The organism is Klebsiella grimontii (genome assembly GCF_900200035.1).
Classification (GTDB): domain Bacteria; phylum Pseudomonadota; class Gammaproteobacteria; order Enterobacterales; family Enterobacteriaceae; genus Klebsiella; species Klebsiella grimontii.
In genome coordinates, this window is record NZ_FZTC01000019.1 from 459404 (window position 1) to 480203 (window position 20800).

General features: G+C 55.2%; 19 protein-coding genes. 2 read left to right on the top strand and 17 right to left on the bottom strand.

From position 1 onward, the window contains the following. Window positions 1-40: 40 nt before the first annotated feature. The 5 genes from KOSB73_RS16940 to KOSB73_RS16960 all read right to left on the bottom strand — a co-directional run bounded on the left by KOSB73_RS16940 (window position 41) and on the right by KOSB73_RS16960 (window position 5451). Complete coding sequence (locus KOSB73_RS16940) at window positions 41-2302, bottom strand: ATP-binding cassette domain-containing protein (RefSeq protein ID WP_024358082.1); 2262 nt, start codon at window positions 2300-2302, stop codon at window positions 41-43. Window positions 2303-2306: 4 nt separating this feature from the next. Then, window positions 2307-3548, bottom strand: a complete 1242-nt coding sequence (locus KOSB73_RS16945) for a multidrug effflux MFS transporter (RefSeq protein WP_004135540.1) — start codon at window positions 3546-3548, stop codon at window positions 2307-2309. A 669-nt stretch (window positions 3549-4217) separates the two neighbouring features. Beyond that, window positions 4218-4436, bottom strand: a complete 219-nt coding sequence (locus tag KOSB73_RS16950) for a DUF7661 family protein (protein WP_004135538.1) — start codon at window positions 4434-4436, stop codon at window positions 4218-4220. Further along, window positions 4430-5008 carry a GNAT family N-acetyltransferase gene (locus KOSB73_RS16955; RefSeq protein WP_024358080.1) on the bottom strand — a complete coding sequence of 193 codons (579 nt, stop codon included), beginning with the start codon at window positions 5006-5008 and terminating at the stop codon, window positions 4430-4432. The genes KOSB73_RS16950 and KOSB73_RS16955 overlap by 7 nt, the downstream gene beginning before the upstream one ends. Next, on the bottom strand, window positions 5005-5451 hold the full coding sequence (locus tag KOSB73_RS16960) for a VOC family protein (protein WP_004135534.1): 447 nt from the start codon (window positions 5449-5451) through the stop codon (window positions 5005-5007). The genes KOSB73_RS16955 and KOSB73_RS16960 overlap by 4 nt, the downstream gene beginning before the upstream one ends. Before the next feature lie 300 nt (window positions 5452-5751). On the opposite strand from KOSB73_RS16960, the gene KOSB73_RS16965 reads away from it, so the two are divergent. After that, window positions 5752-6042 carry a hypothetical protein gene (locus KOSB73_RS16965; RefSeq protein ID WP_004119983.1) on the top strand — a complete coding sequence of 97 codons (291 nt, stop codon included), beginning with the start codon at window positions 5752-5754 and terminating at the stop codon, window positions 6040-6042. A gap of 35 nt (window positions 6043-6077) precedes the next feature. Here KOSB73_RS16965 and KOSB73_RS16970 read toward each other — a convergent pair whose 3' ends face one another. The 6 genes from KOSB73_RS16970 to KOSB73_RS16995 all read right to left on the bottom strand — a co-directional run bounded on the left by KOSB73_RS16970 (window position 6078) and on the right by KOSB73_RS16995 (window position 13818). After that, entirely contained in the window at window positions 6078-9191 is a 3114-nt protein-coding gene (locus KOSB73_RS16970; RefSeq protein ID WP_098140725.1) for an efflux RND transporter permease subunit, read from the bottom strand. Further along, complete coding sequence (locus tag KOSB73_RS16975) at window positions 9188-10657, bottom strand: efflux RND transporter periplasmic adaptor subunit (RefSeq protein ID WP_064342737.1); 1470 nt, start codon at window positions 10655-10657, stop codon at window positions 9188-9190. Before KOSB73_RS16975 ends, KOSB73_RS16970 begins: the two co-directional genes overlap by 4 nt. Next, window positions 10657-11904 carry a TolC family protein gene (locus KOSB73_RS16980; protein WP_004135531.1) on the bottom strand — a complete coding sequence of 416 codons (1248 nt, stop codon included), beginning with the start codon at window positions 11902-11904 and terminating at the stop codon, window positions 10657-10659. The genes KOSB73_RS16975 and KOSB73_RS16980 overlap by 1 nt, the downstream gene beginning before the upstream one ends. Before the next feature lie 13 nt (window positions 11905-11917). Then, window positions 11918-12286, bottom strand: coding sequence for a copper-binding protein (locus tag KOSB73_RS16985; RefSeq protein ID WP_004135529.1), 369 nt, complete (start codon window positions 12284-12286; stop codon window positions 11918-11920). 72 nt (window positions 12287-12358) lie between these two features. Further along, complete coding sequence (locus KOSB73_RS16990) at window positions 12359-12778, bottom strand: hypothetical protein (protein ID WP_082237005.1); 420 nt, start codon at window positions 12776-12778, stop codon at window positions 12359-12361. A 239-nt stretch (window positions 12779-13017) separates the two neighbouring features. Continuing rightward, the gene (locus KOSB73_RS16995) at window positions 13018-13818 is read right to left on the bottom strand and encodes an MBL fold metallo-hydrolase (RefSeq protein WP_004135525.1); all 801 of its coding nucleotides are present in this window, start codon (window positions 13816-13818) and stop codon (window positions 13018-13020) included. Window positions 13819-14002: 184 nt separating this feature from the next. Here KOSB73_RS16995 and tam point away from each other — a divergent pair, with 184 nt between their 5' ends. Further along, window positions 14003-14755, top strand: coding sequence for a trans-aconitate 2-methyltransferase (gene tam, locus KOSB73_RS17000; RefSeq protein ID WP_004135522.1), 753 nt, complete (start codon window positions 14003-14005; stop codon window positions 14753-14755). A 244-nt stretch (window positions 14756-14999) separates the two neighbouring features. On the opposite strand, the gene KOSB73_RS17010 is transcribed toward tam, so the two are convergent. The 6 genes from KOSB73_RS17010 to glsB all read right to left on the bottom strand — a co-directional run bounded on the left by KOSB73_RS17010 (window position 15000) and on the right by glsB (window position 20749). Then, a complete protein-coding gene (locus KOSB73_RS17010; protein ID WP_024358072.1) occupies window positions 15000-15440 on the bottom strand; it encodes a GNAT family N-acetyltransferase in 441 nt (146 codons plus the stop codon). 304 nt (window positions 15441-15744) lie between these two features. Continuing rightward, window positions 15745-17196: a tagaturonate reductase gene (locus KOSB73_RS17015; RefSeq protein ID WP_098140726.1), complete on the bottom strand. Its 1452-nt coding sequence runs from the start codon at window positions 17194-17196 to the stop codon at window positions 15745-15747. A 111-nt stretch (window positions 17197-17307) separates the two neighbouring features. Continuing rightward, entirely contained in the window at window positions 17308-17838 is a 531-nt protein-coding gene (locus KOSB73_RS17020; RefSeq protein WP_098140727.1) for a GNAT family N-acetyltransferase, read from the bottom strand. Between the two features lie 90 nt (window positions 17839-17928). Further along, window positions 17929-19341: a GGDEF domain-containing protein gene (locus KOSB73_RS17025; RefSeq protein ID WP_024358070.1), complete on the bottom strand. Its 1413-nt coding sequence runs from the start codon at window positions 19339-19341 to the stop codon at window positions 17929-17931. A gap of 107 nt (window positions 19342-19448) precedes the next feature. After that, entirely contained in the window at window positions 19449-19823 is a 375-nt protein-coding gene (locus KOSB73_RS17030; protein WP_064342739.1) for a DUF4186 domain-containing protein, read from the bottom strand. Then, complete coding sequence (gene glsB, locus KOSB73_RS17035; RefSeq protein ID WP_004135510.1) at window positions 19823-20749, bottom strand: glutaminase B; 927 nt, start codon at window positions 20747-20749, stop codon at window positions 19823-19825. The genes KOSB73_RS17030 and glsB overlap by 1 nt, the downstream gene beginning before the upstream one ends. Between the last annotated feature and the right edge of the window lie 51 nt (window positions 20750-20800).

Below are 20800 nucleotides of genomic sequence, written 5' to 3' on the forward strand. Positions count from 1 at the left end.
ATTATTGCCAGTCTCTTCTGGCTGTCCCGACCACCCTTTCTCACTCCACCTGGCAATGTTTGCGCAACCACTCCGCGGTTAAAGAATGGCGACAGGCCAGCATCGATTCAGGTGTACCGCTAAACAGTAATTTTCCCCCTTCTTGCCCGGCATAGGGTCCAATATCAATAATCCAGTCAGCCTGAGCGATCAACTCCATATTATGTTCAATAATAATGACGGTGTTTCCGCGATCTACCAGTCGGTTAAAGAGTTTCAGCAGCGAGGCAACATCACTGGGATGAAGTCCGGTGGTTGGCTCATCGAAAATATACATGTCACTATCATGATTTAATTGTGAGGCTAACTTCAGCCGCTGGCATTCACCGCCTGAAAGATGATTTAACGATTCCCCCAAGCGCAAATATCCCAACCCGACTTCGACCAGACTACGAAAAATTGGCCTGAGCTGTGGCTCATTCAGGAAAAAATCGCCAGCATCGTTAATCGACAGGGATAATACCTCCGCAATATTTTTCCCCTGATAACGATATTTTAGCGCCTGTGGGCTATAGCGCTGCCCCTGGCAGGCCTCACAGGGCAACGTAACCGTATCCATAAATGCCAGATCGGTTTGTATTACTCCTAGCCCATGACATTCCGGACAGGCGCCTTTGGCATTGGCGCTGAACCACGACGCTGACACATGGTTTTTTTCGGCAAACAGTAAACGGATCGTATCAAATGCACCGCACCAGGAAGCAATATGCGATCGAATCGAAGTATGTATCGGTTTTTGATCGATAACGATCGCGTCCGGACATTGTGGCGCCAGGGCTCCCATGACGAATGAACTTTTGCCCGACCCAGCGACCCCCGTCACAGCGACCATAACGCTCAAAGGCACGTCTACCGATAAGTTATGTAGATTATGCAATGTGGCGTTTCTTACCGAAATATAACCTTTGGCACATCTCGGTCTGTTATTTATCTCTGCCCGTGAAGAGAAATATCTTCCCGTCAAGGTTTGGGACTGCTTAAGTGCCGACAGGTCGCCCTCAAAGACAATATTCCCGCCTTGCTTACCCGCTCCCGGCCCTAAATCAATAACATGCTCGGCTATCGCTATCATGTCGGGATCGTGCTCCACCATCAGAATGGTATTGCCTTTGTCACGTAGTTTGCCAATTAAAACATTCAGTTTCACAATATCTGCTGGATGAAGCCCGGTACTGGGTTCATCAATGATATAAACGATCCCGGTCAGACTACTTCCCAGATGCCGGACCATTTTTAATCGCTGGGATTCACCGCCCGATAAGCTAGGAGTCGTCCGGTTCAAATCCAGATATCCCAAGCCTACTGCACACATTGCATCTAACCTTTCCAGCAATGCTTCGAGCAGCGGCCTGACTTCAGGATAATCGAGCTTTTCTACAAACAGCTTTAACTCTGTGACAGGCAGCGTTGCGCATTCGCCAATATTTTTCCCTCTAATTCTGCAGGAAAGTATTTTCTCGTTGAGCCTCATGCCCTGACAAGAAGGGCAAACCTGCAAACTAACGACTCGCTGAAATTCCTCAGTTTTAGTATCTTTAGTTTCTTGTTTCAAATAACTTCGCGTAAAGCGTGTAATGACGCCTTCAAACTTTGCACTCTTAGGCCAACCGGCTAACGGCGCTTCAGGAGTGAGATTATCTGCATAAAGTAATAACTCTCGTTCCTCTTTTGAATAATCCGCGATTTTTTTATCAGCATCAAAAAGCCCTGAATAAACATAACGTTTCCAGCGCCATGAACCCGGTGCAAAAGAAGGATAACGAATAGCACCTGCATTTAATGACAGATTTGAATCAATCAGTTGGTCGATATCAATGGTACTGGCAATCCCCAACCCGTCGCATGTCGCACACATCCCCGCAGGATGATTGAATGAAAAAACATTCGAATAACCTACGAAAGGTTCGCCGACACGAGAAAAGAGTAGCCGTAGCAGGGTATAAATATCTGATGCGGTGCCCACCGTTGAACGTGCGTTGCCACCAATACGTTTTTGGTCAATAATAATGGCCACCGACAGGTTTTCAATGTCATCAACTTCAGGATTACCATAATGCGGTAAACGGTGTCGAATAAAAGGAGGAAACGTGTCATTTAGCTGACGCTGAGATTCTGCCGCGATAGTTCCGAATACCAAAGAACTTTTTCCCGACCCGGAAACACCGGTGAAAACTGTTATTTTATTTTTAGGCACCTCTAAATCAATATCCTGCAGATTATTTTGTCTTGCGCCAATAATTTTTATAGCGTCATGTGTATTCATCACACTATCCTTTTTTACCTGTCAATAATAATGCCATGATGGCTATTAAACAGCATCCCGCTATAATCAGCGACATCGGCAGTAATGACAACGGGTCGCCAAATCCAAGCAGTAATGGGGTTATCGCAGCGATACCAAACTGAAAAACACCTAAAATAGCAGAACCCGTTCCTTTTAAATGTGAAGATGCCGCCATGGCCATACTCGCGGCATTACCAAATGTCAAAGCCATAGTAAACATCATTATTAACAGTAGTACCGCCGCAATCTCAAACTGGAAATGAGAAATATAGTTAACAATGCAAAGTAATATAGATATCACCAGCGTGCTTATTACCCCCACTATTATGAGGTTATCTTCGCCAAATTTCGTAACATAGCGAGCGCTGACAATACTACCAAACATCATCACTGCGGCGTTGATAGAGAATATTACAGCGAATTCCCCTGAGGATAAATCAAACGCCGATTGATAGATAAACGGCGATGCTGATATATAAGCAAATAGCGCCCCGAACTGGATTGCAAAAATTAAAGTATAACCAATATATTTCTTATGGCTAAGCAGCTCGATAAACTGACTGATAAACTCGTTGAGGTTGAAAGGTAATCGCTGATGGCGGGGTAAGGTTTCGCTAATAAAATGACTGCTGAGCAAGGTGGAGACTAATGATATTGCAGCCATAAAAACAAAAACCACCGGCCAGATAAACCATGCAGCCACGCCGCCAAGTAATGGTGCAATAACAGGAGCAATCCCCTGTATCGCTAACACCAGATTAAAATATCGAGCGGCTTTAGTCCCCGGGCACAGATCGGAAATAATTGCCCGGGAAAGAACGATACCAGCCGCGCCTCCCAATCCCTGAAAGAATCGCGTAACAATAAGCAGCTGAATGTTCGTAGATATAGCGCCAGCTAATGAAGCGATGGTTAATAGAGTCATCCCGCCTAGCAATAATTTACGTCTGCCGTAATGATCGGACAATGGGCCAATGAATAACTGCCCAATTCCTAAACCCACCATAAAAGCGGTGATACTAAGCTGAACTTTGTCAGGCGTCGTATGCAAATCACTGGCGATAGCTGGAAATAAAGGCAAGTACATATCAGTGGATAATGCAGCAACGGCGCTAAGCAAACCCAGAACAATAACGACTTTACGGGAAAGCAAACCTCTACTTTCATCTCTGTACATCGTACTGGCTGTCGGTGCTGGAACTTCTTTTGGTCGCATGATGAGCATAATCCCTTTACCTTCTGTGGTCTGTAATAACTATACCACCAGCCAAAGTAATTGCAAAAACGAAATCAATTAAAATAACAACAAGATAATAAATCAATAAAAATCAATAGTATATGAAAGATTGAATAAAATTTTATTGAGTTTTAATTTCTTTAAGGGCATTACAAAACTGATTACTCACTTCCATGGATATCCTAAATAAAGTTGTAATATCAATAATCTATGCCAGAAAACCCAATACTCGCCATACCAGGCGTCGCATGTTGCGCGTGTTGCTTTATGCCCATAAGGTTTGGGCTGCACTGTTGCCGGAACATGCAACTTGAAGCGTATTGAGTCTATGCCCGGGTACTAGAAAAAGGCGCTTTTAAAGGGGTGCAGCATTATGTTAATGTTTGACAAAAATGTTTCCCAGGGATATTCATCCGCTCTTTCAAAACGGGGGATGTTATACAAGAAGCATTAATAATATGTCTGTAAGCTTGAGTTTGATATTGCAGAATATAATGATGCTTTGTTTTCAACATTTACCATCGAATTTCCTGAATCACTCTCCTCAACTATCCTAAAACAACGAGTCGGATATCTTGCCGGAATAATTTCGACACAAATCTAACTCGTTAAAGAAGGTATTTATAAAAAAGTCGCTACTTTGTAGCGACCTAAGTCCTAAACCACAAGACGGACGTCAGGATGGCGCGGGCTTGCCGCTTCGTGAAAAATATCCCCCAGCCAGCCGGGAATTTCCGCCTCCGTAAGATCGTCCGGGATGATAACTCCGGCCAGCGGCGAAAATTTCCCCTCGTTAAGATCGACGCGGAAAAGCTGCCAGCGTTCGCCCTGACGCTGGACGCCAATATGACGCCCGAATACGTTATAAATCAGCATCCTGTCACCCTATGTGACGCGGGAGCTTGGGCAGCCAATGCATTCCATTCCGCTTTGGTTATTTCCCACAATTCGGCGTCCAGCAGACCGCAGATGAACTGCTTTTTCTCAACACGAATCAGCCGCATACCGCTACGGTGCGAAATCTTTTTCGACCCGCTATTGTCGCAGGCTTTCGGCGCGCGCAGCACCTCCCGGTTAAGCGTGTTAAACCAAAAATCGGTCACCCGGCGGCAGGCTTCGGTCATCAATCCCTGGCGGTGCCAGCGCGGATCCAGCCAAAACCCGCGGTTGTTATCCACTTCATCAGAGAGCGTAATCAGGCCAATTACCCTCTCCGGCGCCGTTTTAAGGCGAATGGTCCAAAACCAGGCGGTGCCGTTAGCTGCGGCCGGTAAAGCCACATTATTGACATAGCGCGACGCGCCATCCTCCGGGAACGGCCATGGAAAACCGGCGGCAAGATAACGCACGATTTCCCACTGTGGAAAGAGAACCTGAATTTGCGGCGCATCGTCTGCGGTTAAGGGGATCAGCAGGAGTCTTTCAGTCATCAATTCCGCCGCCATCATGCTTTGCCCTCGCGCAGCCACGGCGTCACGGTGATCCCCGCCAGCAGCCCTTCCGGGCTAAGCAGACGCGTGACGGTTTGCCCCCACGGCTCAATGCGGTTGTCCACCAGCAGCCGATAGCCTCTGGCCTTCAGCGCGTCGGTTGCCGAATCGATATCGCGTACTTCAAACTCGATCCACGCCTGAGGCACCGGCAGATAGTCTGGCCAGCTATCGGCGTCAAAACAGGAGCGCGCCGCCTGCGCCAGCGGCCAGAGGGCAAAATGTTTTACCCCGCCGAGGGCATCATGTTCGGTCAGCAGATAGGCTTCGTTACCGGGCATCGGTTTGAGCGGTAGCCCCAGCGCGGCGACATAGAAGTCACGGCTGGCTGCGGCCGACTGCGTTATTGGCCCAAAGCCGGCGACAAAAAGTACATCCATTCCGTCTAAATCGTATTCCATACCCTCTCCCGTCGTTGTCCATGATGCGTTAACAAATTTTATACTCTGCCGCGCGCGACTTGCCCAGCCTTCTGTGTTCACTACGGCTGCACATCGGGGCATAAATCTGACCGTCAGGCGGCGATCGACGCAAATAAATATTGCTATAAAACTAATCAATATTTGACTGTAATTCGGCTTCCGTGCCACCATCGCCTCGGCGCCCGGCAAGCGGCGCGTAGGTGGTACGGGTGAATATCAGAGACCGCATGCTTAAGGTCCATGCCCGTCCGCAACCTGATTCTGGCGGGAAATAAAGACATGCACCAAAGTTTTAATCAGCGCGTTCATTTCTATTACTGCATTCTGGTGGCGCTGAAAATGCACGCAAAATCAAAGAAATCGGGCGGAGTTCGCGGGAAAAATAATTTCCTGCTCAAATGGCTGCGCAAAGCGCAGGACAACAATATATTCCACCCGGATATCACCAGCGAGATCGAATGGCTGCGCGGTAAAATCATTCAGGCCGGCTACGATACCGACCTTGAGCCGATGCTGGACTTTGTTTACGCAACCGCCAAACGCGCGGAAGATCTTAAGAACGCCGACTGATTCACGCCCGAGCCGCCTGGCCCGGGCGTTGTACTTTAGCGTTTGTTACGGTGCGTCAGGTGATAGACTGCCGGGATCACCAGCATCGACAGCAGCGGCGCGGTGATCATCCCGCCGATCATCGGCGCGGCGATACGCTGCATCACCTCCGATCCGGTGCCGCCTCCCCACATAATCGGCAGCAGCCCGGCCATAATCGTCGCCACGGTCATCACTTTCGGGCGCACGCGCAGCACCGCCCCTTCATGAATCGCCTCGTTGAGCGTCTGGTCATCAAGCCGTCCGCGGCGTTTGGCGATCGCCTGGTTTAAATAGAGCACCATAATCACCCCGAACTCCGCCGCCACGCCGGCCAGCGCGATAAAGCCCACGGCGGCCGCCACCGACAGATTATAGCCCAGCAGCCAAAGCAGCCAGACGCCGCCTACCAGCGAAAACGGTAAGGTACCCATAATCAGCAGCGCGTCTTTGGCCTGACCGAAGGTGACGTAAAGCAGAATAAAGATAATCATCAGGGTAAACGGCAGCACGATTTTTAGCTTTGCCGTCGCGCGCTCCAGATACTCATACTGCCCGGACCAGGTCAGCGAGATGCCTTCCGGCAGCTTGACCTGTTCGCTGACCTCACGCTGCATCTGGTCCACGGCGGATTTCAGGTCACGCCCGCGAATATCGACGTAGATCCAGTCCGACAGGCGGGCGTTTTCGCTTTTCAGCATCGGCGGGCCGTCGGTGATGGCGATATCCGCCAGTTCGGAAAGCGCCACCTGCGCCCCGCCGCTGGTCACCACCGGCAGATCGCGCAGCTTTTGCAGCGAGTCGCGCACGTCGCGCGGATAGCGGACGCTGATCGGGTAACGTTCTCGCCCCTCGATGGTTTCACCGATGTTATCGCCGCCGACCACGCTGGCGACGATCGACTGCAGCTCCTTCACCGACACGCCGTAGCGGGCGGCTTTCACCCGGTCGATAGTGATATCGATATAGCGACCGCCGTCGAGACGCTCCGCCAGCGCCGAGGTCACCCCCGGTACGTTACGTACGATACGCTCAATCTCCTCGGCGGTTTTTTCGATCTCCGCCAGATTGTTGCCGTTCACTTTGATGCCGACCGGGCTTTTAATACCGGTCGCCAGCATATCCAGGCGGTTACGAATCGGCGGCACCCAGACGTTGGCGATGCCCGGCACCTTCACCGTATTGTCCAGCTCGCTAATGAGCTTATCCATGGTCATGCCGGGCCGCCATTCGCTTTTCGGCTTGAACTGAATGGTGGTTTCCAGCATGGTCAGCGGCGCCGGGTCGGTGGCGCTATCCGCCCGTCCGGCCTTACCGAATACGCTTTGCACTTCAGGGATGGTCTTGATCAGGCGGTCGGTTTGCTGCAGCAGACGTCCGGCTTCGCGGCTGGAGATCCCCGGCAGCGTGGAGGGCATGTACAGCAAGTCGCCCTCGTCAATCTGCGGCAGGAATTCGCTGCCGAGCTGCGCCAGCGGCCACAGCGTGGCGACCAGCAGCAGCCCCGCCGCCGCCAGCGTCGCCTTCGGCCACTGCAGAACTTTATCCAGCAGCGGTTCATAGGCGCGGATCAGCCAGCGGTTGAGCGGATTGGCGGTTTCATCAGGGATTTTGCCGCGAATAAAGTAGCCCATCAGCACCGGCACCAGAGTTATCCCCAACCCGGCGGCCACCGCCATCGACCAGGTTTTGGTGAAGGCCAGCGGCGAGAACATCTTGCCCTCCTGCGCCTCGAGGGTGAACACCGGAATAAACGACAGGGTGATAATCAGCAGGCTGCAAAATAGCGCAGGCCCCACTTCCGACGCCGCGTGCTGGGCAATCTGCCAGTAGTCGGCGGAAGACGGCTGGCGTTCGGGATGCTCGTGCCGCCACTGCTCCAGCACCTTATGCATATTTTCAATCATCACGATTGCCGCATCGACCATGGCCCCGATAGCGATCGCAATCCCCCCGAGCGACATCATATTGGCGCTGACGCCCTGATAGTGCATCACGATAAACGCGCCGAGGATCCCCAGCGGCAGCGTGATCATCGCCACCAGCGCGCTGCGGAAGTGGAACAGAAACAGCGAGCAGACCACCGCCACGACGATAAACTCTTCGATAAGCTTATGGGTCAGGGTTTCGACCGAGTTTTTAATCAGCTGCGAGCGGTCGTACACCGGGACAATCTCTACCCCTGCGGGCAGGCTTTTTTGCACTTCCGCCAGTTTGGCCTTCACCGCGTCAATGGTGGTCAGCGCGTTTTTGCCCGAACGCATGATGATAATGCCGCCCGCCACCTCGCCTTCGCCGTTGAGCTCGGCGACGCCGCGCCGAATCGCCGGACCCCGGCGCACGCTGGCGACGTCGGAGAGCAGCACCGGCACGCCGCCGCGCGCGGCGATAACGACCTGGTTAAAATCGTCGATGGATTTCAGGTAGCCGGTGGTGCGTACCATATATTCCGCTTCACCCAGTTCCAGTACCGAGCCGCCGCCTTCCTGGTTGGCGCTCTGGATCGCGCTAATCACCTGCTGGTGAGTGACGTTCAGCGCCCGCAGCCGGTCTGGGTTAAGAACCACCTGATACTCTTTCACCATCCCGCCGACGCTGGCCACCTCCGAAACATCCGGTACGGTTTTCAGTTCATATTTAAGGATCCAGTCCTGAATCGCCCGCAGGTCGCCGAGGCTATGCTGGCCGCTTTTGTCGGTGAGCACATATTCAAATACCCAGCCGACGCCGGTGGCATCCGGCCCCAGCGACGCTTTGGTTTCCGGCGGCAGGCTGCTCTGGATTTGGCTCAGGTACTCCAGCACGCGGGAGCGCGCCCAGTACGGGTCGGTACCGTCCTCAAACAGTACGTAAACGTAAGCATCGCCGAACATGGAAAAACCGCGCACGGTTTTCGCCCCCGGCACCGACAGCATGGTAGTGGTCAGCGGATAGGTCACCTGATCTTCGACAATTTGCGGCGCTTTGCCCGGATAGCTGACGCGAATGATCACCTGGGTATCGGAAAGATCCGGCAGCGCGTCCAGCGGCGCCTGCTGTATCGACCAGACGCCCCAGGCGGCCATAATCAGCGTCGCCAGCAGTACCAGCAGGCGGTTGCGCAACGACCAGCGGATAACGGCGGCAATCATGGCTGCTCCTTAGCGCCGCTCATCGGCATCACTGAGGTCACCCGCGCCCCTTCATCGGTCAGCACGAAATGAAACATCACCGACTCGCCGGGACGCACCTGCTCCCGCAGCGGCGGCGTAATGGCAAAGTCCATGATCATCGCCGGCCACTTCAGCGCCGGGACCGGCTGGTGCGCGATCGTTACCGCCTCATCGCTCACCGCCTTGATGACGCCCTGCGCCGAGTAGCTTTTTACCTCTTCATTCTGCCCGGCCATTTGCGGCAGCGCGCTGCGCAGGCTGGCTTCGGAGTCAATCAGGAACTGACCTGAGGTGACCACCTTTTGCCCCTCTTCAAGGCCGGAAGTTACCTCAACCAGACCATCCTGCGTTCGTCCCGCGGTCACCTCGACCGGACGGAAATACCCCTCGCCGTCGGCGATCAGCACCCGGTTGCTGGTGCCTGTTGCAATTAATGCCTCTTCCGGGATAGTCAGCACCTCGCGCCCCTGCTGCGCCTCAGCCAGCTCAACGTTCAAATACATGCCCGGTTTGAGCTGATGCTGCGGATTATTGAGCACTACGCGGGCTTTCAGAGTACGGGTGGTCGCTTCGAGGTCGGGAAGCAGCTCGCTGACGGTTCCCTGAAACGTTGTGCCGGGCCAGCTGCTGGTGGCGGCCGTTACCTGACTGCCTACGCGCAGCAGGCTGGCCTGGCTTTGCGGATAATCAATCACGATCCAGACCGGGTCGAGGCTGGCCAGCTCGAACAGCGGCTGGGTTGCCGTGACCTGCGCGCCGGTACGCACGTCAAGCTTGCTGACGTAGCCATCGTGCGGCGCGCGTACCGTTATGCGGGTTTGCGGTTTACCGCTGCGCTCAACGCTGCGGATAATCGCTTCCGGCATAAACTGCAGCTGCAAACGGCCGCGCGCGGCGGCGGTTAAACCGCTATCGCCCAGCAGCCTCACCGCCAGATACTCCTGCTGCGCCGCCGCCCACTGCGGGATCCACAGCTCGGCCAGCGCCTCGTTCTTTTTCACAAACTGCTGGGAGGCGTTGACGTAAAGTTTCTCGATCAGGCCGCTGGCCAGCGCCGGAACCGTTTCAACGCTGCGCTCGTCAATCGCGACGGTGCCGAAAGCGCTGAGCTTCTGCGCCAGCGTCCGCCGGGCAACATCAGCCGTGCGTACGCCGAGGTTTTGCTGCTGGCGGGCGCTAATCTGCACGCTCCCGGCCTCCTCTCCCGCCCCTTCGTCGGCGTAGCGCGGCACCAGATCCATATCCATAAACGGTGACTTTCCCGGTTTATCGAAGCGAGTGCCGGGGGCCATCGGATCGTACCAGTACAACACTTTGCGGCCCATTTCGGTCTGAGCCCCGTCCGCGGAAAGCGTCGGCGCGTTTCGCGAACCGAGCCAGTATCCGCCCGCGGCGGCCAGGGCGATGGCCAGCGCCACAAGGGTAATAACAGATTTTGGCTTCATTATTTAACATCCTGAGGAATAAGGTAACGAATGGCGGCCCACGCATCAGCGAGCGCTTTCTCCGCGTCGTTGCTGGCAATTTCTCCGCTCAGCAGATCGCGACGGGCGGCGAGCAGTTCCGCCAGCGCCGAGCTGCCGCCCCGATACTGGGCATTGACGAGGCTCACCTTCTTGCGCAGCAGCGGCAGCACCTCGCTTTGCTGACGATCGTAAATGGCTTTCGCGGCGTTATATTGCGAGATCAGCTGATACTGCTGGGCCTGATGCTCGCGCATCAATAACGTCAGCCGATCGTTGGCTTCATAGGTACGGGAGACGTCGGCGGCGTGCTCTTTGTCCTGGCGTTTGCCCTGAAAAATAGGCATATCGACGGTAAACATGACGCCCACCATATCGTCGTAATCGTCCCCGCGCCGGGCGTAATAGACCTCGACGCCAACGTCAGGGATCGCCGCGACTTCCGACTGACCTGATTTCGCTTTCGCCAAATCGGCCTCGCGCGCGGCCTGAATCACCTCAGGATGTAGCTTAATCCCCGCCATTAACGCGGCTTCATCGGCCGGTAGGCGTTCAATGCGCGGCAGCGGGCCGGAGATATCGCGGACCTCTTTGCCGGTAAGCTGCAACAGGCGCGCCCGGGCAATCTGCACATCGCGGCGGGCGTTATCTTGCTCATTTTTCATGGCATTCAGCGCCAGCTGAACGTCGAGCACGCTGCCGGGACTGGCGCTGGCGCTGCTTACGCCGGCCTTTTGTACGTTGATTTGCCGGGAGGTTTCGCTGATCAACGCCTGTACTGAACGCAGTGATTTCTGCGCCACCGCCAGCGCCAGCCACGCCTGCGCGGTTTCCCGCTGCAGCCGGGCGCGGATCACATCGGCATTGGCGGCGGCCTGGCGCGCTTCGGCGGTTATCGAGTCGGCCTTTCGTTCGCGCTTGGTGCTGCTGACGTAGTCCTGCATCACGCCGACCCTTTGCATGGTCATCCCCTCGCGGGTCAGTCGGCTGGCGTTGTTGCCGCCCAGCGGAACGTTTTCAATGCCGAACTTCAGCTTCGGATCGGGAAGCTGCATGGCGGAATCCGCCCTGTTTTTTAACGCATTCACCTGATGATCGTTGGCGGAGAGCTCGGCGGAGTAGCTTTCCGCCGCCGACAGGGCCTCAGCCAGCGTCGTCGCCCAGCCGTTGGCGGAAATCAGCGACAGTAAAAGCGGCAGCCCGCGGGCCGCCTTATTTAAGATGGACATAATGACTCCGGAATTAGTGCGCGGTCATCGAAACGAGCGCGTAGCCGGAGTCCGTCTGACGGAAGGTGAAATCAACCTTTTGTCCCACCGCCAGCTTTTTATCGTGGTTATCGCCGAGCGCAAAGCTCATGGTCATCGCTGGCCAGTTCAGCTCGGCAACCGGAGCGTGGGCAATCACCACGGCATTGTCGCGCCAGGCTTTAATGACCCCGTTCGTTGAATAAAGGGGGGCGGAATCATCCGGCTTATTCATCCCCGGCATCTCCGCCATCGCGGACATATTATGGTGATGCATCGCGCCGTCTTCCGCACTGGCGGAAAATGAAGTGAGGGAAAAGGTCAGAACGCTGGTAATAAGCAGAAAAATAGAGGTCGAACGCATAATAAAGTCTCCGAAAAAAACATAAAGTCGCCCGCAGACCGGGCAGATCTGATGGATGTTTTTAACGGCGTTTTATTCCCTGAAACGGCAGAAGCGTATTTCAGCCGGCGGACCGGTGACCGGCGGCGTCCGCCAGTCCATACGTTCAGCGCAGGTCTCCTGCTGCGGGGAAACCACTAATAGCGCGGTTTCGGAGGGAAGCGCGTTCAGCTGTAAAGAGGTTAATGAGTTTGGCTGCGCGGTATCGGGGTCGCAGTGCTTCTCGCAGATGGCTTTCTGACCGACGCTTTCCATGCCGGGCATGCTCATCACGCCATCGACAATATGGTGAATCTGCACCTGCGGCGCCACCGGCTGCTGTTGGCCGCCGTGGTGCGCCGCGACGGTCAGCTGAAGGTTGAGCAGTAGCCAACAGGCAATAACAAGCCCCGCGCGGATACGAAGCCGACGCCGGGTTGCTTGTTTTAATAATGCCTGCAGTGACGCAATCATAGAGATATTCGCAATAAGAAGACCGCTGAATTAAATCACACTCATCGGCAGAATTAAATGATATTTCAAAGAGAAACCCCAGGTTAAATAGAATGAAGTTTCTCTATAAATATTTACACCAAAAAGGGATATCAGTATTTGACCTTCCCCCTGGGGGAAGGTGTATAGCCGACGGTTAATGTATTTAATAAATAGCAAAAATGTTATTTATATGTAATTAGCAAAAGTGAATGCGATTGTTATTCCAGCACCAACGTATCGCCGGTGGCCGGGGCGCTATCCGCGGCAAGCCACCAGCGCCCCCATGAACCGGTGCAGTGGCAGGCCATCACCTCCTCGACCTTCTGCTGGCGCAAGAACTGCTTTAGCCGACGTATCACCCACGGCGGCGCGCTGCGCAGGTGAAGGCCGCCGATGATGGCGCGTATCTGCTGGACGCCGGTGATCTTCTGACAGTGGCGAATCGTATCGATCAATCCGCGATGCCCGCAGCCGCAAATAATGACTAACCCCCGCGTCGAGCGGTAGATCAGCACGCCTTCATCGGCAAGGTAATCTTCCCCCGGCGATTGACCCGCGAGGACGCCATAGGCTCGCGGACGCGCGACCGCAATCTCGCCGGACCACAACAGTCGTTCGCCGATCGCCAGCGGTTCGCGGCTGTACTCCATGCGGTGGCGGGAGTAGTCAATTTCTCGCGACAGTTTTTTGACTTTCCAGTGACGTCCAGCAAGGGATAACGCCGAGTAGCGCTGTTGCGCGATCAGCGGATGGCAAATGATACGGCTGTTATCCGGCAGCCACGGCACGCCGCCGCAGTGGTCGTAATGACCGTGGGAGAGCACCGTGGCGGTCAAGTCAGATAAAGAGACGCCCATCCGCTGCGCATTATGAAGAAAACTGCCGTCTGGCCCGGTATCAAACAGCACCCGGCTGGTTTCATCTTCCACAAGCAGGCTTAATCCGGGTTTCGCCTGCAACAGGCTGTCCTGCCCCTCGCCGAGCCGGTTTTCAAGTAACACCTTAATGATTAACGCCATTTAATGACCATCCCCCCTTTTTTGCGACGCCTACTCTAGCCAACCTCCGCCGGGTCTACCGTGACGAACCCGGCATAAGTTAAGTGACACCGTCACATTTCATTAGCATATAGCTGTTGTTTATTTGCCAGTTAAGCATTGCCGTCTATGCTGATGAACGAGTTTCTCTTAACCGGAGCGTGCTATGGCTGACTGGAATCCTTCATTGTATTTGCAATTCGGCGCGGAGCGCACGCGGCCCGCCGCCGAGCTTCTCGCCCGCATCGCCCACCATCCCGTAGCGCTGGCCGTTGATTTGGGCTGCGGGCCAGGCAACAGTACCGCTCTGCTACGGCATGCCTGGCCAGAAGCAACAATTATTGGCGTCGATAATTCACCGGCCATGCTGGAAGAAGCCGCTCAGCGGCTCCCGGACTGCCGCTTTGTCGAAGGAGATATCGCCGGGTTTCGCCCCGAGCGCCCGGCGGACGTTATTTACGCCAATGCTTCGCTGCAATGGCTAACGGATCATCAGCGGCTTTTTCCCCATCTGGTCAGCAATCTTGCGGAAAACGGCGTACTGGCGGTGCAAATGCCGGTTAACTGGCAGGAACCCTCGCACGCGCTGATGCGTGAGGTCGCGGAAGAGCTGGGATATCCAGCCAGCGGGCGGCCGCCGCTGCCGGATGTGCCGGAGTATTACGATATGCTGACCGCCTGCGGCTGCGAGGTGGATATCTGGCGCACCACCTACTTTCACCCGCTGGCATCGCACCAGGCCATTATTGAATGGCTGCAGTCAACGGGCCTACGCCCGTTTTTACAGCCTCTTGATGAACCGCAGCGCCAGGCTTTTCTCGAACGCTATCTGGCACGTCTGAAACAGCACTATCCGTTACAGTGTAACGGAAAGGTGCTACTGCTATTTCCGCGCCTGTTTATCGTCGCGCGCCGCTAGCGTGGTTGGCATAACGTATTGATGTTAAAGTAGGAACTAACGTTGCGGCGCCAGGCTCTGGCGCCGTACGTTCAGGTTTACCAGGACAGGTGATGGACCAGGGAGAGATCCCACGCGGTGGCCAGCAGCGAAAGAAACATGATGAGATTCACAACCGTCTCTATGCGTTTTTCCATTTTGTTACTCCTGAGTCGTTTCCCCTGTTTTACAGGGGAAATCTTAATAACTTCTTAATCTCAGATTTTCAGAGCGTCACGCGGTAACGAACATAGTCATCGGCTGGCGTAAATTCATCATACAGACGCCGGGCCGGATTATCAGTACGAGTGTGCCAGTACAGACGCGACCACCCTTTCTCTTTCCCTTCCGCTTGCAGCGCCTGCATCAATGCCCTGGCGATGCCTTTTCCGCGCATCGGCGGGGCAACGAACAGATCTTCCAGATAGCAAACAGGCATCTTTACCCAGGTGCCTTCGTGAAGGACACAAATCGCAAATCCAGCGACGTTGCCATCCGCCAGGGCCACGCGCCCCAACATGGGAGAAGCGGGATCCAGCATGCGCTGCCAGGTGTATTCCGTGACGTCCGGCGGCTGCGGGCTACCGTAGAAACGGGTATAGCCTTCCCATAGCCGTAGCCACTGCGCTTTATCCTGCTGGCCCACTTCACGAATTTCGATGACCATTGGTCTAACCTCTCGTTTGGATAAGGCATTATTTTCCTGCCGGATAATTTGATCAAGCGTCAGGGACACAATTCATCTTTTTCTCTTATTTGCCCTGATGATCGCTGCTGGACGAAATTGGCGCGTTCTTACAGATCTGCGCCAGTCAAAAAAGCAAAAGGATGTTGTAACTAATGAAGGGAAAAAAATAACCCGGCAGCGGCCGGGTTGCGTTCGATAACCAATCGCGTTCGGCACGGTGCCGGGATTCTTGCCGGGTAGCGGCTGGCGCCTTACCCGGCCGCAATCCGGTCGTTTCAGGATATCAGCACAGCGGCTTAACGGCGGCGCGCATACCGTCGCGCAAAATAGCATCCAGATCCTGCGCCACCTGCTCGGCCAGGCCGGAAACTTTCGTCAGGTCCTGCTCCCAGTGGGACTCAACGCAAAGCACCGCGTTTACCAGCTCGCGGGTGCTGATTTGACGATCCCGATGCTGGGCCCACAGCGCCTGATAGCTCTCTATCCATTCGGCGTCGTCCTGTACCGGATAGTTCTCGCCGTGACGCTCGGCGCGATAAAATGCGATCAGCGCCGCCAGCGCAAAGGTCAGACGCGCCGGGAGTTTCCCCGCTTTCTTCTGTCCCGCCAGCAGCTGCGGCAGAATACGGGTACGGTATTTAGTCATCCCGTTAAGCGCGATAGACAGCAGCTGATGCTTGATATAGGGGTTACGGAAGCGACCGGTTACCGCGCTGGCAAAAGACTCCAGCTCATCGCGCGGCAGATCGAGAACCGGAATGATCTCCTGGTAAATCGCCTTCTCGACGAAAGCGCAAATTTCCGCATCGTTCATCGCATCGCCCACGGTATCCAGCCCTGCCTGGAAGGCGACCGGCACCAGCGCGGTGTGCGCGCCGTTAAGAATGGCCACTTTACGCTCTTTGTACGGCTTAATATCGTCCACGATCAGGACGTTAAGCGGCAGTTTATCGAGTCGCAGCTCGGCGGCCAGAGATTTCGGCCCCTGAATGACAAACAGGTAGAAGTGTTCGGCGGTATCGAGGAAAGCGTCTTTATATCCCAGCTGCTCTTCAATCTGCGCGGCTTCATCACGCGGATAGCCGGTCACAATGCGGTCTACCAGCGTAGAACAAAAAGCGTTGGCTTCATCCAGCCATGCCACAAAGGCTTCCGGCAGCGCCCACTCCTGCGCATAGCGCAGCACCAGTTCACGCAGCGCTTCGCCATTATAGTCAATCAGCTCGCAGGGAACGATGACCCAGCCTTTATCCGCCGCGCCGGAGAAATGGCTGTAGCGTTCAAACAGCAGACGGGTCAGTTTAGCCGGATAGCTTACCGCGGGCGCATCGTCAAAACGGTCGCCCGCATGGTAGCTAATTCCCGCTTCGGTGGTATTGGAAAACACAAAGCGCATATCCGGGTTATGCGCCAGACGCAGCAGTTCATCGTAATCCGCATAGGCGCTAATTTCGCGGTTGACCGAGCGAATCAGGCGCGCATCGCTGACCGCTTCACCCTTCTCATTCAGGCCGCGAATTATCGTGGTGTAGAGACCGTTCTGGACGCTGAGCGACGGCGGGAACGTACTCTCAATCGGACGCACAATCACCACCCCGGCATTCAGGTCGGTATGCTCGTTTAGTAGATCGATCTGCCAGTCGATAAACGCGCGCAGGAAGTTGCCTTCGCCAAACTGAATGATACGTTCAGGGTACTGCGCGCCCGGGAAATCGCGACGGTTTAGTGTTTTCACAAGGGTTCCCTCATAGAGTAGTCATACAACCTGAGTAATTGGTCCAATAAGTTATCAGGTTTTTAGCTAAGTGAAACCCCGTTTTGATCAAAGCTGTATGCAATATCAAATTTAAGACAGAAATTTATAGAACAGCGACGTTGCCGTCAGCTCGCCGTCCGGCATCAGCGCATAGCGGGGGATTTCCCCTGCTTTTTCCCAGCCGCACTGCACGTAAAAGTTTTCTGCCCCACTGCCGGTTGCGGTATCCAGCACCAGAACGCTTTTGCCCTGCTCGCGCGCGATCGCTTCCAGCCGGGTCATCAGCGCATTCGCCAGCCCCTGACGACGCGCATTTTGGTGAACCAGGAGCTTGGCAACATCGGCGCGGTGCGGTTGGTTTTCCGGCTGGTCGGTAATCAGCTGTACCGTACCAACGAGCCGCTGCTCTGCATCCGCCGCGGCGAGGACAACGCGTTCCCCGGCGGCAACGCTTTGCGCCATTCGCAGCCAGAACGCCGTCGCGGTTTCCGGGGCGAAAGGTAGCATAAAGCTCACCGAGGCCCCGCCGTTGACGCAGCTGGCGAGGATATCGGTTAATTCAGAAAGGTGTTCGAGAATATCGTCACGCGACAGCGTACGCAGAGTGAAAGATGTGGTCATAGGTAACTCCTTGAAATTGACCACATCACTATGTTTTTAACTTATATTTAACACAAGCAAAATTATCATCGCGTTTTCTTATGGGGTTATTCAGGCCATTTCGTGCGTAAAAATCCGGTTGCGCCCGGCACGTTTCGCCCGAATCATCGAATCATCGGCTTCCATCAGCAGCTGGTTGAACAGATCCGTAACCCTGGCGGTAGCGAGCGGTTGGCTCTCCAGCCCCATGCTGACGGTCAGCTGGATTTTGTATTGCCCCCAGGTGAAGGTCTGCGATTCGATTCCCTGACGAATTTTTTCCGCCAGCACCTGTCCGTCCCGTTCTGATGAGGTCAGCGCCGCGACGGCAAACTCTTCCCCGCCAATGCGCGCCACCATGCCCTCTTCGCCCACCAGTAGCCTTACCTGCTGCGCAAACTGGGCCAGCACGCAGTCGCCGCACTCATGGCCCCAGCGATCGTTGACCTGCTTGAAGCCGTCGATATCCAGCACCATGACCGTTAACCGCTTATCTTCCGACAGCGGCTGGCGTTTCAGCGCTTCGCTTAACCCCGAGCGAGAATAGACCCGGGTCTGAAAGTCAAAGTCAGCGCGCAGGGCCAGCTGTTTGACAAGATTATTTATCGCCTCGACGCTGGAAGCGACGATAATCGGGCTGATCAGCATCGCCGCGATACCCAGACGCGTCGAAAACAGCTGCCACGGCTGCATTCGGGTGTCGGGCGTGAGGTGAATCAGCGAGTTCGCCACCAGCAGAATTTCGCTAATCCCGGTAATAAAGGTCAGCAGGCAGGTCAGCGGCAGCGGGTAGCGAATCGCGCACCAGATCAGCGCCGGTAGCGGGAAGGTGATGCTCCCGGCCCCGCCCACCGCCACGCCGAGCACAATTGACAGCACCAGCGCAATCGCCGGTAACAGCTGACGCAGGCGAAAACGCCCGAACGCCGAAGGGAGCGTGAGGGTTAAAATGAACGGCAGGATCAGTACGGCAGTGGAAAACTGTTCGCTAAACCAGTCCGCCAGTTGGGGAATAAACGTGGCGCGTTCCACATCTACCGAACCCAGCGCCCCAACGGCCGCGCACAGCAGCGCCGCCAGCAGGCAATAGCAAAACAGGCTTAGCGCGTTGATCGGTCCCGGCATCGAATCCGCCCGCCGCTTATCCCACAAAATGAGCTGCGCCAGGGTAACGATAAATACGATATTGGAGAAATTGATCAGAAAGGAGGCGAGCCCCATCCCCCAACGCGAAGTTAAACCGTCATATACCAGCATGGCGGCAAAACAGATGGCGTAAAAATAGCTGCGATTTAGCCAGATATAACGCGCGAAAATCCCCGCCATCACCGCGTTAAGCGGCCAGAAGAACGACAATTCTTGTACCAGACGCAGCATCGCGCCGAAGAAATGCAGCAGTAGCGTTAAAGTGAACAACACCAGCGCATCACGCACGGGCTGTTCCTCACGAAACAGCGTGAATGACCGAATCGACAGTGGAGACATTCATGATTATCCGTCTAAATGTTTCAGGCAATTATTATGTTAATAATGAGTAAGCGGTTCATCATATCATGAGAATAATTATCAGGCATATACCGCCACCCGATGAATTACGGTCTGCCGCGATCCGGCGAATTCATCTGGATCACCAGCCAGTGGTGAATAACCTGCACCACATAGCGCTGCTCTTCATCGCTGAGCCCGCGCCCGCGCGGGATGGCGTGCCACTTCTCCAGACAGCCGCGACAGCAGGTCGCGGTGGCATGCTGGGCGATAAACACCGGATGTCCGCGCATCGGGGTCTGCTTGCCGTCGTTAGGAATGTGCGCGGGCGCCAGCCGCCGGGCGATAAAGTCCGCCGCGTGCTGGTCGATAACTTCCGCGCCCTTATCATAACAGTACTGCCGTTCTTTCACGCCGAGGCGAAAACGGGAGCGAAAAGTGGAACGCTGCAGGCGGGCAAACAGGCTTTCGATTGGCACCATCAGAACACCGACCTCCCCAGCTTTTGGGTGAGTTTTTCCAGTAAAGCAATCCCGGCCAGCGAGTTCCCCGCCTCATCGAGCTCCGGGCTCCACACCGCGATCGCCATCTCCTGCGGGACAATAGCCACAATCCCGCCGCCGACGCCGGATTTCGCCGGCAAACCGACGCGCCACGCAAATTCACCGGCGTTCTGATACATGCCGCTGGTCATCATCAGGGCGTTGACCTGCCGCGACTGAATCGGCGCAATCACCGGCGTCTCAAGGTGCGGGGCGATACCTCGGTCAGCAAGAAACAGAAAGGTGCGCGCCAGCTCCACGCAGCTCATCTCCAGCGAACAGTAGTGGAAATAGTTTTGCAGTACCGTGGCGACATCGTTATGGAAATTGCCGAAGGATTTCATTAGCCAGGCGATAGCGGCATTGCGCGCCGAATGATCGAACTCCGAGCGGGCAACCACCGGATCATAGGCGATATCGCCCACCCCGCTCAGACGACGAACGATTTCCAGCATTCGCTGGCGGGGCGCGCTAAGACGGCTTTGCAGCATATCGCAGACCACCAGCGCCCCGGCGTTAATAAACGGGTTGCGCGGTTTGCCTTGCTCAATTTCCAGCTGCAACAGCGAGTTAAAAGGCTGGCCGGAGGGATCTTTCCCCACCCGCTGCCAGATCTCCTCTTCCTGATAGTGATTCATCGCCACCACCAGGCTCAGGACTTTCGAGATCGATTGAATGGAGAAACGCTCGTGCGCGTCGCCGGCGCTGTAGTGCTGACCGTCGACCGTACAGATGGCCACGCCGAGCTTATCGCCGCTGACGCTGGCCAGCGCCGGAATATAGTCCGCCACTTTACCGCGTCCAATCAGCGGCCTGACTTCAGCCAAAATGGCATCGAGCATTGCGTTATTTATTACCGTCGCCACGCGCGGCTCCTTGCCAACAACAAAATTAGGGCGGTAATTATAGGCGCACGC

Bases quoted from the DNA above. Each gene is read 5' to 3' on its own strand.
- KOSB73_RS16940 (WP_024358082.1), bottom strand. From the start codon at position 2,302: ATGAATACACATGACGCTATAAAAATTATTGGCGCAAGACAAAATAAT.
- KOSB73_RS16945 (WP_004135540.1), bottom strand. From the start codon at position 3,548: ATGCTCATCATGCGACCAAAAGAAGTTCCAGCACCGACAGCCAGTACG.
- KOSB73_RS16950 (WP_004135538.1), bottom strand. From the start codon at position 4,436: ATGCTGATTTATAACGTATTCGGGCGTCATATTGGCGTCCAGCGTCAG.
- KOSB73_RS16955 (WP_024358080.1), bottom strand. From the start codon at position 5,008: ATGATGGCGGCGGAATTGATGACTGAAAGACTCCTGCTGATCCCCTTA.
- KOSB73_RS16960 (WP_004135534.1), bottom strand. From the start codon at position 5,451: ATGGAATACGATTTAGACGGAATGGATGTACTTTTTGTCGCCGGCTTT.
- KOSB73_RS16965 (WP_004119983.1), top strand. From the start codon at position 5,752: ATGCACCAAAGTTTTAATCAGCGCGTTCATTTCTATTACTGCATTCTG.
- KOSB73_RS16970 (WP_098140725.1), bottom strand. From the start codon at position 9,191: ATGATTGCCGCCGTTATCCGCTGGTCGTTGCGCAACCGCCTGCTGGTA.
- KOSB73_RS16975 (WP_064342737.1), bottom strand. From the start codon at position 10,657: ATGAAGCCAAAATCTGTTATTACCCTTGTGGCGCTGGCCATCGCCCTG.
- KOSB73_RS16980 (WP_004135531.1), bottom strand. From the start codon at position 11,904: ATGTCCATCTTAAATAAGGCGGCCCGCGGGCTGCCGCTTTTACTGTCG.
- KOSB73_RS16985 (WP_004135529.1), bottom strand. From the start codon at position 12,286: ATGCGTTCGACCTCTATTTTTCTGCTTATTACCAGCGTTCTGACCTTT.
- KOSB73_RS16990 (WP_082237005.1), bottom strand. From the start codon at position 12,778: ATGATTGCGTCACTGCAGGCATTATTAAAACAAGCAACCCGGCGTCGG.
- KOSB73_RS16995 (WP_004135525.1), bottom strand. From the start codon at position 13,818: ATGGCGTTAATCATTAAGGTGTTACTTGAAAACCGGCTCGGCGAGGGG.
- tam (WP_004135522.1), top strand. From the start codon at position 14,003: ATGGCTGACTGGAATCCTTCATTGTATTTGCAATTCGGCGCGGAGCGC.
- KOSB73_RS17010 (WP_024358072.1), bottom strand. From the start codon at position 15,440: ATGGTCATCGAAATTCGTGAAGTGGGCCAGCAGGATAAAGCGCAGTGG.
- KOSB73_RS17020 (WP_098140727.1), bottom strand. From the start codon at position 17,838: ATGACCACATCTTTCACTCTGCGTACGCTGTCGCGTGACGATATTCTC.
- KOSB73_RS17025 (WP_024358070.1), bottom strand. From the start codon at position 19,341: ATGTCTCCACTGTCGATTCGGTCATTCACGCTGTTTCGTGAGGAACAG.
- KOSB73_RS17030 (WP_064342739.1), bottom strand. From the start codon at position 19,823: ATGGTGCCAATCGAAAGCCTGTTTGCCCGCCTGCAGCGTTCCACTTTT.